The sequence below is a fragment of the Paenibacillus sp. FSL H8-0283 genome (assembly GCF_045040675.1).
Classification (GTDB): Bacteria; Bacillota; Bacilli; order Paenibacillales; family Paenibacillaceae; genus Paenibacillus; species Paenibacillus amylolyticus.
The window spans coordinates 6,431,932-6,443,866 of record NZ_CP150295.1; the positions used below are offsets into that span (position 1 = coordinate 6,431,932).

Annotated in this window: 14 protein-coding genes and 1 riboswitch; all 14 genes read right to left on the reverse strand. The window is 49.1% G+C overall.

The window, feature by feature from the left end:
• Positions 1 to 11: 11 nt before the first annotated feature.
• The 14 genes from atpA to MHI52_RS28370 all read right to left on the reverse strand — a co-directional run bounded on the left by atpA (position 12) and on the right by MHI52_RS28370 (position 11,839).
• A complete protein-coding gene (atpA, locus tag MHI52_RS28305; protein ID WP_047840700.1) occupies positions 12 to 1,526 on the reverse strand; it encodes a F0F1 ATP synthase subunit alpha in 1,515 nt (504 codons plus the stop codon).
• A 16-nt stretch (positions 1,527 to 1,542) separates the two neighbouring features.
• A complete protein-coding gene (locus tag MHI52_RS28310; protein ID WP_036612565.1) occupies positions 1,543 to 2,091 on the reverse strand; it encodes a F0F1 ATP synthase subunit delta in 549 nt (182 codons plus the stop codon).
• Positions 2,088 to 2,576 (reverse strand): F0F1 ATP synthase subunit B, encoded by a 489-nt coding sequence (gene atpF / locus MHI52_RS28315; RefSeq protein ID WP_036612568.1) that lies wholly within the window; start codon positions 2,574 to 2,576, stop codon positions 2,088 to 2,090. Before atpF ends, MHI52_RS28310 begins: the two co-directional genes overlap by 4 nt.
• Before the next feature lie 113 nt (positions 2,577 to 2,689).
• Positions 2,690 to 2,914, reverse strand: coding sequence for a F0F1 ATP synthase subunit C (gene atpE / locus MHI52_RS28320; RefSeq protein ID WP_017691934.1), 225 nt, complete (start codon positions 2,912 to 2,914; stop codon positions 2,690 to 2,692).
• 78 nt (positions 2,915 to 2,992) lie between these two features.
• Entirely contained in the window at positions 2,993 to 3,811 is an 819-nt protein-coding gene (gene atpB, locus MHI52_RS28325; protein WP_017691933.1) for a F0F1 ATP synthase subunit A, read from the reverse strand.
• Positions 3,812 to 3,856: 45 nt separating this feature from the next.
• Positions 3,857 to 4,234: an ATP synthase subunit I gene (locus MHI52_RS28330; protein WP_017691932.1), complete on the reverse strand. Its 378-nt coding sequence runs from the start codon at positions 4,232 to 4,234 to the stop codon at positions 3,857 to 3,859.
• The gene (locus MHI52_RS28335; RefSeq protein WP_017691931.1) at positions 4,227 to 4,481 is read right to left on the reverse strand and encodes an AtpZ/AtpI family protein; all 255 of its coding nucleotides are present in this window, start codon (positions 4,479 to 4,481) and stop codon (positions 4,227 to 4,229) included. The genes MHI52_RS28330 and MHI52_RS28335 overlap by 8 nt, the downstream gene beginning before the upstream one ends.
• Before the next feature lie 185 nt (positions 4,482 to 4,666).
• Complete coding sequence (gene wecB / locus MHI52_RS28340; protein ID WP_282320072.1) at positions 4,667 to 5,824, reverse strand: non-hydrolyzing UDP-N-acetylglucosamine 2-epimerase; 1,158 nt, start codon at positions 5,822 to 5,824, stop codon at positions 4,667 to 4,669.
• 37 nt (positions 5,825 to 5,861) lie between these two features.
• A complete protein-coding gene (upp, locus tag MHI52_RS28345) occupies positions 5,862 to 6,491 on the reverse strand; it encodes a uracil phosphoribosyltransferase (protein ID WP_017691929.1) in 630 nt (209 codons plus the stop codon).
• A gap of 427 nt (positions 6,492 to 6,918) precedes the next feature.
• Positions 6,919 to 8,166 (reverse strand): serine hydroxymethyltransferase, encoded by a 1,248-nt coding sequence (gene glyA / locus MHI52_RS28350; RefSeq protein ID WP_164783303.1) that lies wholly within the window; start codon positions 8,164 to 8,166, stop codon positions 6,919 to 6,921.
• A gap of 219 nt (positions 8,167 to 8,385) precedes the next feature.
• Positions 8,386 to 8,979, reverse strand: coding sequence for a TIGR01440 family protein (locus MHI52_RS28355; protein WP_076254013.1), 594 nt, complete (start codon positions 8,977 to 8,979; stop codon positions 8,386 to 8,388).
• 141 nt (positions 8,980 to 9,120) lie between these two features.
• Positions 9,121 to 9,202: riboswitch (ZMP/ZTP riboswitch) on the reverse strand.
• A 96-nt stretch (positions 9,203 to 9,298) separates the two neighbouring features.
• Positions 9,299 to 9,871, reverse strand: coding sequence for a low molecular weight protein arginine phosphatase (locus MHI52_RS28360; protein WP_036612575.1), 573 nt, complete (start codon positions 9,869 to 9,871; stop codon positions 9,299 to 9,301).
• Between the two features lie 58 nt (positions 9,872 to 9,929).
• On the reverse strand, positions 9,930 to 10,490 hold the full coding sequence (locus MHI52_RS28365) for a manganese efflux pump MntP family protein (RefSeq protein WP_036667772.1): 561 nt from the start codon (positions 10,488 to 10,490) through the stop codon (positions 9,930 to 9,932).
• 176 nt (positions 10,491 to 10,666) lie between these two features.
• Entirely contained in the window at positions 10,667 to 11,839 is a 1,173-nt protein-coding gene (locus MHI52_RS28370; RefSeq protein ID WP_405158032.1) for an L-threonylcarbamoyladenylate synthase, read from the reverse strand.
• Positions 11,840 to 11,935: the final 96 nt, after the last annotated feature.

Below are 11,935 nucleotides of genomic sequence, written 5' to 3' on the forward strand. Positions count from 1 at the left end.
CAATCATTTATTTAGACAGAGACAGCAAAGCTCTTTCTGAACTTCTCAATTGCACCTTTCAGTGCATTTTCGTTGTCTGCAGTCAATTCTTTAGTATCACGGATGGATGCAAGAATCTCCGGATGGCTGCTCTCCATGAACGCGAGGAACTCACGCTCGAAACGAGTAACATCACCTGTTGGAATCTCATCCAGGAATCCTTTAACCGCAGTGTACAAGCTGACAACCTGTTGTTCTACAGGCAGCGGCTGGTTAACACCTTGCTTCAGGATTTCCATCATACGCGCACCACGATTCAGGCGGGCCTGAGTCGCTTTATCCAGATCGGAACCGAACTGGGAGAACGCTTGAAGCTCACGATATTGAGCGAGGTCGAGACGCAGGGAACCTGCAACCTTTTTCATCGCTTTGATCTGAGCAGAACCACCGACACGGGATACGGAAATACCTACGTTGATCGCCGGGCGTTGTCCAGCATTGAACAAGTCAGCTTCCAAGAAGATTTGTCCGTCCGTGATGGAGATTACGTTCGTTGGGATGTATGCAGATACGTCGGAAGCTTGTGTTTCAATAAACGGCAGTGCGGTTAAAGAACCACCACCAAGTTCATCATTCAGCTTCGCAGCACGCTCCAGCAAACGGGAGTGCAGGTAGAAGACGTCACCCGGATAAGCCTCACGGCCCGGTGGACGACGAAGCAACAAGGAAAGCTCACGATATGCAGAGGCTTGTTTGGTCAAGTCATCATAGATAACCAGAACGTGCTCGCCTTTGTACATGAAGTACTCACCCATCGAACAACCGGAATACGGTGCGATGTACAAGAGTGGTGATGGATCGGAAGCTGCTGCAGTTACAACGATTGTGTACTCCATTGCGCCTTTACGACGAAGAGTTTCCACAACTTGAGCAACCGTAGACTGTTTCTGACCAATAGCCACATAGATACACTTCATGCCGCTACCTTTTTGGTTCAGGATCGCATCAATCGCGATGGATGTTTTACCTGTTTGACGGTCACCGATGATCAACTCACGTTGTCCACGACCGATTGGAACCATTGCATCAATGGCTTTGATCCCTGTTTGCATCGGCTCATGAACCGATTTACGATCCATTACGCCTGGTGCTTTACCTTCAACCGGACGGAATTCCGTTGTAGCGATTGGCCCTTTGCCATCTACAGGAATACCGAGCGGGTTCACAACGCGTCCAATCAATGCTTCACCAACAGGCACTTGCATGATTTGACCTGTACGTTTAACTTGGTCGCCTTCACGAATATCGTAATAAGGTCCCAGGATAACGACACCGACATTGCTTTCTTCCACGTTCATGGCGAGTCCCATAACACCGCTTGGGAATTCAACCAACTCGTTGGACATGACGTTCTCAAGTCCGTAAACACGAGCAATACCGTCACCAACCTCGATAACCGTTCCAACTTCGACTACATCGATATCGGTCTTGTATTGTTCGATTTGGCTCTTAATTAATGTACTGATTTCTTCTGGCTTGATACTCAAGTGTCCTCACCCCAATCTACTGTACTCGTCTGTTAAAAGACTGCTCAAGACGTTCGAGCTTGCCAGCCAAGCTGCCGTCATAGATCGTATCGCCAATGGCGACTTTCAATCCGCCCAGCAGAGTCGGATCAACAATGTTCTCGATACGAATCTTTTTATTGACACGGCCACCGAATTCACGGGCTACCGCTTCTTTTTCTTCATCATTCAACGCATAAGTCGAGTAGACACGCGCATCAGCGATGCCCAGCGACTCACCTTGGATCTTCCGATAATCATTCAGCAAGTCTCCCAGCAATTCAACGCGTCCGCGCTCAATCAACAACAAGACTGTACGAAGGACTGAATCGGATACCTTGCCATCAAGACTTGAGTGAATTACGTTCTGCTTCGCTTCATCAGAAATGTTAGGGGATACGATAAATTTCTCGATATCTGCATCTCCGGTCAATGCACTGACTACTGCAACCAGTTCCTGTTCAACCTCAAGCACCTGCTGTTGCTGAAGAGCAACTTCGAACAATGCTTTCGCATAACGCTTGGCAACTATCGTATCGCGGCTCATTGTCGGCCTCCTACCTCATTGAGGTATTGGTTCACAAGCTCTTCTTGTGCAGGACCGTTCTCAACTTCTTTTTTGATCAACTTGGATGCAATCTGAACGGAAGCTGTACCCAGTTCGCTGCGAAGTGCTGCGACTGCTTTGTTCTTCTCGCTCTCGATTTCGCGTACTGCATCGTCTTTCAGACGATTAGCTTCAGCTTTTGCATCAGCCAAAATCGATTCAGCTTGTTTGCCACCTGTTTGTTTGGACTGTTCAATGATGTCGTAAGCATCTTGACGTGCTTGTTCAAGAGCTTGTTTTTGTTCCTCCACATAGGCAATGGCCTGTTCCCGAGTCTGTGCAGCCTCATTCATCTGCGTCATCACGAGTTCACGACGTTTTTCCATAATGGAGAACAAAGGCCCGAAGGCATAACGGCTAAGCAGCCAATATAAAATTGCAAATGCAACAATCGCAAGAAGCGTATTTTCCCATATGAAACTCAATCTGTTCACTCCTTCCTGGAGGTATCCTTGAAACGTCATCCGTTAGAACGGACATTACCTAAAAAGAAGGCGCGGATGGCTATGGCCTTCCCCGCCAAACCTTTAAAATTTGATTAAGCCATACCGTAGAACATGAACGCGAGTACCACACCGATGATCGGCAATACCTCGATCAAACCTACACCGATAAACATTGTTGTTTGAAGAGTGGATTTTGCTTCCGGTTGACGGGCAATACCTTCCACCGTTTTGCTGATTACCATACCGTTACCAATACCTGCGCCAAACGCGCCCAGTCCTGCAACAATTGCTGCTGCGATTAATGCCATTGCTCCCATTTGTATATCCTCCTTAAAATGATAAATCGAATTTTTTATTGTTCAGCCTGGTGAAGAAATCTTCGTAGGGCTTGAAACTTAATGCTCGTCATGCGTCTCGATGCTCTGTGAAATGTACACCATCATCAAGATAACAAACACAAATGCCTGGATCGCGCCGATAAAGATACTAAAGCCTTGCCACACCATAAGTAGCGGAATCGCTGCAATAGCACCAAACACTTTGAATGTGGTCAGTTTCAGGATCGTTGCGATCAGTACCTCACCTGCAAAGATATTCGCGAATAAACGCATACCGTGTGTCAACAGCTTGGATGCCGTCTCAATCAAGTTGATTGGCAAGAACAAGGCAAATGGCTTGAAGTAATGCTGGAGATACCCTTTGGTGTTACGGAACAATCCAAGTCCATGAGATACAAGGAACGCTACGAGAGCAAGTCCCATCGTTACAGACAAGTCGGCTGTTGGTGATTTCCACCAGGCCAGTTCAACGTGTGGGTGTGCTTCAGGGTCCTTGGCATGCGCTTTTTCAAACGCCTCCACCGCTGTAACAATCGGCTTACCGAATACCTGTGCCTGATTAACATCTGTTACCTCAGATACAGCCACGAGCGGAAGGCCGAGCATGTTCCCTACAAAAATGAACATAATCATGGAAAGAGCGAGAGAGATAAAATGTTTACCTTTCTTCATATCCATTGTACTGGAAATCAGATTGCGGACGAATTCTACTGCCCACTCCATAAAATTTTGCAGCTTGCCGGGATTTTCAACGGATAATCTCCGTGTTGCCAGTACAGCAAAAATAAAAACAATTGCACCTGTAACTACCAGCATCAACAGAACCGATAGATCCAGTCGAAATCCGCCAAGCATAATAATTGGAGCTTCATGCATATTTTTCTCACCCCTTTCTCGACTTGAAAGCTGCAGCCCTTAACATCATTCTGCTCTGCGGGAATAGACAATCCCTATAATCAATAAGGAATATTGTGCAATGACGAGACCGCCTGCAACCGCATATGTATTGAAGTACTGCGGAAAGCGCATCGATATGAATATACCGAGCACAGCGAATGCCGCTCTTGTCAAAAATCCCAAGTTGACACGCTTCAAGTTACCTTCTGCCGCATCATCAGACATTTTCCTTACTTTGTAGCCCAGGTAAAATGCGTTGATCCAGCTAACTCCTGTACCCAGGGCCAGTCCCAAAGCAATTGTCTCCACACGTGGCATAAAGGCCGCTGCGAGAAAACAAATCATAAGAAAGTACATGACGAAAACAGTCATCGATCTGCGGTATCTGGTTAGTTCACTCATCACTTTCCCCCATGATTTTTTTCGCGATAAAGTAGATGCTTACACCGCCTGCCGCAAGAAAAAAGAGAACGCTTACGGCGATCCATATTCCGTTACCTCCGATGGTCTTGTCCAACCAGGAGCCAGCGTAATATCCGGCAACAGCGAGAATGGCAATCTCGATCCCAAAAGCTGTCACGAGTCCCATCGCTTTCCATACATTATCGTCATGGTTACGGGATGAATTTGGTTTGTTCGAATCGGCCATTTTCCACGCCACCCTTGCAATCCCAGTTAATTTTACTGAATGATGAGAGCCTTTGTCAATTGAATGATTTTAGCGTTTTAAAGGGGGAAACGACGGGAATACAGACCCTCAAAGCCCATAAACCCGCGTAAACCGTACAGTTTAACTGTATGCTTGCCCTTTATAAATCCGTCAGAAAAAATGTATTATTTTTTGAATTTTCTGTGAAATGATTCCGGACGCTCACCATTTACACCGAAATGATGCAAAATCGCATTGACAATTCTTTCCGAAGCATGTCCATCACCGTATGGATTGGCAGCCTGGCTCATGCTTGCATACAGGGTTTTGTCTGTAAGCAGAGCTTTGGTCCGTTCATACACACGTTCCTCTTCGGTACCTACCAATTCCAGCGTTCCGGCTTCAATACCTTCCGGGCGTTCTGTTGTATCGCGCAATACGAGCACAGGCACACCAAACGAAGGTGCTTCTTCCTGCAAACCGCCTGAATCGGTCAAAATCAAGTGAGTGTGCGGGTAAAAGTTATGCAAATCCACCACGTCTAGTGGATCAATTAATTGAATACGGGGATGATTCCCCAAGATCGCGTGAGCCGGCTCCTTCACAGCAGGACTTGGATGCACCGGGTACACGATGGCAATATCTTCGAATTCGTCGGCAATCCGTTTGACGGCCTGGAAAATGTTGCGGTGAGGCTCGCCTTGAGATTCACGGCGATGAGCTGTCATCAGCACAAGGCGTTTGCCTTGGGCCCAATCAAGTACCGGGTGTGTGTAGTCCTCCCGTACAGTATATTGAAACACATCTGTTACCGTGTTGCCTGTGACGTACGTACTAGACTCCGATTTATTTTCTTTGGCAAGATTGGAAGAAGACCAATCCGTAGGCGCAAAGTGTAGATCAGCCAGTACTCCCGTCAGCTGACGGTTCATCTCTTCCGGATATGGAGACAGCTTGTTCCACGTCCGCAGCCCCGCTTCCACATGTCCTACCTGAATCTGTTGCAAGAATGCTGCATAGCTCGCTACAAAGGTAGTTAATGTATCCCCGTGAACCAGTACAATATCCGGCTTAGCTTCGGCTAACACCGGCTCCAGACCGCCAAGCACACGAATTGTGATTTCATTCAATGTCTGACGGTCCTTCATCACATCCAGATCATAATCGGGATGAATGTCGAAAACTTCAAGTACCTGATCCAACATCTGGCGATGCTGCGCAGTTACGCAAACAATAGATTCAATAGACTCAGGGTGTTTCTGCAATTCCAAAATAAGCGGAGCCATCTTGATGGCTTCCGGACGCACCCCGAAGATCGTCATGACTTTAATTTTGTTAGACATTCGAGCAAGCCTCTTTTCTACTCCGCATGCAATATGCTTATTTAGTGCCGTATAGACGGTCTCCTGCATCTCCAAGCCCTGGAACGATATAACCATGATCATCCAGACGGTCGTCCAATGCTGCTACATAGATGTCCACATCGGGATGTGCATCTTGCACAGCTTTTACGCCTTCCGGTGCTGCGACCAGGTTCATCATCTTGATTTGGGTACAGCCACGTTTTTTGAGCACGTCAATAGCTGCAATTGCCGAACCACCCGTTGCCAGCATCGGATCAATTACAATCAATTGACGCTCTGTTACGTCTGTAGGCAGTTTGGTGTAGTATTCTACCGGTTGCAGTGTTTCCGGGTCACGGAACAGACCCACATGTCCAACTTTTGCCGCTGGTAACAATTTCACAACGCCATCCAGCATTCCTAGTCCTGCGCGCAGAATCGGCACCAGTCCGAGCATACGTCCAGAGATGACTTTACCTTGTGTTGCAGCTACAGGTGTCTGTACATCAATCGTTTCCAGTTCAACATCTCTTGTAATCTCATAAGCCATCAACGTTGCTACTTCATCCACCAATTCACGAAAATCTTTCGTATTCGTACGCATGTCGCGTATAAACGTCAGTTTGTGTTGAATCAAAGGGTGATCACATATTACTAATTTTCCCATCTAATTTGTCCCTCCGGTAAGTTCTTCATGTTCAGCATTTCCAAATATACCTAGCCACCATTCATGGGCTCGATAAATCCTGTATATTATATCATCACCAACAACGAATTACACCATCAAGGGGCACCCAATCATTACAGATTACCGAATCCTATAAAAAACAGGACCGGAAAATGATCCATCCGGTCCTGTTTTGCTCTTGCTGTTATGTCGTTGAGTATGTTCAAAAACGTGTAAACACTAATGGTGCTCCGCAAACCGAATGACCTTCCGATCGCTGTTATCCCCAGATTTCTTTGATCCAATTATAATTGTTGAAATCTGGGGATAAAGGCGAGCGCTACGCTTCTTCAGGTTCTTTCGGTTTGCTCCGCCTGCGTGTGTACATTAAGAACATCTCAAATACAAACAGCATGAGCAAAGTTTTTTAGTATTTAAGATCGGTATAGAGCGGGAATTGGTCTGTCAGTGCAGTCACTTCTGCACGGGCTTCATCCAGCTTCGCTGTATCTTTTGGATTTTTCAGCGTTTTAGCAATGATCTTACCAATAGCGACCATCGCTTCTTCGTTCATGCCACGGGAAGTTGCAGCAGGTGTACCAATTCGAATACCACTCGTTACAAACGGGCTTGTAGGGTCGAATGGAATGGCATTTTTGTTCACGGTAATACCGATGGAATCAAGCACATGCTCAGCTTCCTTACCTGTGATGTTCACACTGCGTGTGTCGATCAGCATCAAGTGGTTATCTGTACCACCAGATACGATGTTCAATCCTTCAGCGATCAGTGTTTCAGCCAGAACCTGTGCGTTTTTCACGACATTCTCAGCATACGTTTTGAACGATGGTTGCAAAGCTTCACCGAATGCTACCGCTTTGGAAGCGATCACGTGCATCAGAGGTCCACCTTGGGAACCTGGGAATACGGCTTTATCAATCGCTGCTGCCCACGCTTTGCGGCACAGAATCATACCACCACGAGGTCCACGCAGCGTTTTGTGTGTAGTTGTTGTTACGAAATGCGCATGTGGAACCGGGTTTGGATGCAAACCAGCAGCAACCAGTCCTGCGATGTGAGCCATGTCCACCATGAACAAAGCGCCTACATCATTGGCGATGGAAGCTAGCTTTTCAAAATCAATGGTACGCGGATACGCACTTGCACCTGCAACGATCAGACGAGGGCGGTGTTTGAAAGCCGCTTTGCGTACTTCATCATAATCAATCAGGAATGTATCTTCCTGTACGCCGTATGCCACAAAGTTGTACAGCAAACCAGATGCGTTAACCGGGCTACCGTGTGTGAGGTGTCCACCATGGGCAAGGTTCATACCAAGTACAGTATCACCAGGTTTCAACGCTGCAAGATAAACTGCCATGTTCGCTTGTGCACCGGAGTGAGGTTGAACATTCACGTGTTCTGCTCCGAACAATTCTTTTGCACGATCACGCGCGATGTCTTCAACGATGTCCACATGCTCACAACCGCCATAGTAACGTTTACCTGGATATCCTTCAGCGTACTTGTTGGTCAGAACAGATCCCATTGCTTCGATTACTGCTTCACTTACGATGTTCTCGGATGCGATCAGTTCGATGTTGTTCTGTTGACGTTTCAGTTCAAGATTCATCGCTTCCAGTACTGCCGGGTCATTCTTGCGCAATTGTTCCATGATTAAATTCCTCCCAGTTATAAGTGAAGTTATAAAGTGAAACTAATGTTTACACGAAAACGGCGAGTGCAACACCAATCTGAAGAAACGAAGTGGTCGCCTTTATCACCGGATTTCCCCTTTTAAATAGGGAATTAAAAAATCTGGGGATAACAGCGATCGGAAGATGGTGATGCAATCAAAGTCAGGAGTGTAACCCAATTAGTCTCGCTTTATATGTTAGTCACAAAATGTCGAATCTGGTTGTTCTTCCATACGATACACCGCGCGTTCGCCGCCAATCAACTTCGGACGGGTCAACGCTGTGGTTACACGAGCATCTCCAACATAGCGAAGCGCTGTACGATAGGGTACGGCTACATGCCGGAGATGCATCCCAATCATCGTCTCCCCAATGTCCAGTCCCGCATGGGCCTGCACATGTTCAGCCAGGCATGGATCGGTCAGCGAACGATATGCTGCGGATGCCATTGAACCTCCGGCCTTGGGCACGGGTACTGCACCAACCTCGGTCAATCCAAGTCGAGTAAGCACAGAACGTTCCATTACCAGCGCACGGTTCAGATGCTCACAACATTGGAATACCGTGTCAAAACCGAACTCTTCCTGCACCTCGCGTATACCCGCAAGAAGCTGCTGCGCCACTTCAATGGCACCACTCGTACCAATCCGAGCGCCTGCGACTTCACTTGTGCTTGTACCGATCACAACGATCTGTCCAGGCCCAAGCTGTCCGGCAAGCGCCAGTTCATGCAGAATAGACGCGGTCTGTTCCTGCAATCCGGGTTGTTCCGAATCTAACTCTATAGTCATCCTATTATCGCCTCCCGATAAAATCATGCCCGCTGTCTCTTGGTTGTCCTTCGTATTCTTGCACGGCATCTCAGGTACTATTATAGCGAATAATCAGATGAAAGACGAAAAAAAGAGCAGTCTGCGGGTAACGCAGAATTGCTCTTTTGCCCAGGCGACCGGCCGTTTGTTCCGGTGCTCCATCGTGGTTATGCCCACTTCGTCGCCAGTTACACCGGATCCCTGTTTTCCCCTTCATCATAAAACAACCCGCGGCTAAAATCAACGGTTAATTTACATCACGTGTCCTATTTCTATAACCTGCCTCGCAGGATCAGAATTATCCCAGCTTATCCAAAAGCCGGTCCAATGCCGTCCGAATCTCAGCTGCAGCTATATTGTAATCATCACGACTTCCTCCAAACGGATCGGAGATGTCGAAACTTGGAATTCGTTGTCTAATCTCAATGGCTCGCTCACGCTCCGATGCCAGGATCTCTTGGCCAAGGGCGCGTTTCATCTCAAGCGTTGCAAACAGGCTGTCCAACTCCTGAACATCACTTAATACCTGTTCATCATCCTCCACATATTCTTTCAATGTATAGGTTTTGTGGACTGAATCGGGAAAAACCTGCATGACATGCTGCTTATGACTCCGTGTTAATGTAAGAACCAGATCGGCCCAACCTACCAGGTTAGAGCTAAGCTGTGTGGAATGAGGTGGACCTTCAACGTTATGATCTCTCAAAACCGCTTCAGCATGTCGGGAGATCGGCATACCCGACGTTGCTGCCACACCTGCGGAGCGAACCTCTACCTGAATGCCACGCTCCGATGCCAGTTTTCTCAAAAGCCCCTCTGCCATGGGGCTGCGGCACGTATTTCCTGTACACACGAATAAAATATGTTTCATTGTGTTAGCCTCCCCATTTTACATATGATGCGAATGATATGATATTTCAAGTTTTATTCTAAAATATAAACAAAAGTCCAAACGCAAGCAAGATTGCGCCACCAATGGCTTCGCCGTAATCCCCGAGATTCTGGCTCACCCGACGGCCTAATAGCAGACCCATAACCGACATCACCCCGCCACACACACCGAAAGCAAGTACAGTTAAGATCAGATCACTGCTAAACATCCCTAAGGAAACGCCAACGGAGAATGAATCCACACTTACGCTGAGGGAGAACAAAACAACGCCGAGCAGGGAACGGTGGTCCACCAGCTTTGTATCGCCTTCACGGAATGCATTCAGAATCATATGAGCACCCAGCAAAACAAGCAATCCACCTGCCGCATACGTCGTAATGTCACCGAGCAGGGAACTGACGTATTTGCCCATATACATGCCGATGAGCGGCATGATGATATGAAATAGCGCCGTTACAATACTGATTCGCAATACATCCCGCAGCCGAATGCCCTTCATGCCAATTCCGATCCCGAGTGAGAACGCATCGAGGCCAAGCGCAATAGCCATGATCAAAATGGTTACCAACTGCCCTACATGGACAGACACATCCCACATCCCCATACCCCCAAGTCACGTAAAGGTTCTTGTACACGATATGCGGACAAGGACCTAAACATGACCGATGAAAGGCAAACGGCGACGGATGTCTGGTCAGTTGCTGGCTTTATAGAATCTTGATTTTGTTTTGGAAAAAGAGTGATTAGCTCTCCTGACTGTATGATCAGGAGAGGTTATGAGGGTTGCTGGTTGCCAACTTGTATGAGTTGGTTCCCCGCAGCCTTGAGCAGCCGATTCATGACGGCTGCTCCCAGCCCTTCGCGTGAGCAGGCTTCAGCCACAATATATGTGGCGCCTTGCTCATCGCAGTTGCGCAGCGCGGCGTATAGCCGGCGCGCTGCTTCTTCCAGCTCGCTGGCGTCTCCCAGCGAGAACACGGCATCGGCGCGGTACTGCTCCGCGTGCTCGGCGAACGCCAGCACAGCGGTGCGCTCTCCGCGCTGCGCCGCCTCTGCGAGGGCGGCGCTGATCCAGGCCGCCACCGCTGCGGGCGGCCCCTCCACCACGCACAGCGCCCCTGCGGGTGCGTAGTGCGTGTACTTCATGCCCGGCGAGCGCGGCGCCGGGCTGCCCACGCCATCGGCCCCCTCCGCGAGTAGCGCGGGGTCCGTGGCGACACGGGCGGCAACGGCGGACAGTTGTTCCGCCGTAATGCCGCCAGGGCGCAGGATGGTGACGGTACCGTCGTCACCGACCTGCACAACCGTGGACTCGACGCCCACCCCGGTGGGGCCGCCGTCCACAATGCCGCCGATGCGGCCATCCAGATCCTCGCGTACATGAGACGCGAGTGTCGGGCTTGGCCGCCCGGAGCGGTTGGCGCTTGGCGCAGCCACAGGGCATGCCGCCGCCGCGATCAACTGCAAGGCCACCGGATGGTCCGGCATGCGCACGGCCACCGTGTCCAGTCCGGCGGTGACACGCGGGGACACCGCCCCCGACCTAACCGGCAGCACCAGCGTCAGTGGTCCCGGCCAGAAGGCCGCCATCAGCGCTTCCGCCGTTTCGTTCACTTCCGTGACCAGCGTATCCAACTGGTCACGGTGCGCGATATGCACAATCAGTGGATTGTCGGAAGGTCGGCCTTTGGCGACAAATACAGCCTCCACGGCTACTGTGCTACGCGCATCAGCACCCAAGCCATAGACCGTCTCGGTCGGAAAGGCCACCGTCTGACCTTGACGAATGCAGGCTGCGGCAGCCTGCAAGTCGGCGAGCGCCTGTTGATCGGCGCTCCCCTTTTTCACATCCAACATTTCAATATTACCCAATCCGTGATCGTTCTCAGCGCTCACCAAGACACGTACATCCCACATCTCGGTGACCAGCTCTCCCGGAGCTTTCATATCACGTTCTTCTCTACCATCCCTCATCTCAGAGGTGTGTTGCACTGGTTCGTTTTCTCTGCTCATATATCATCATTCCTAAACTTCAAGTAGGTT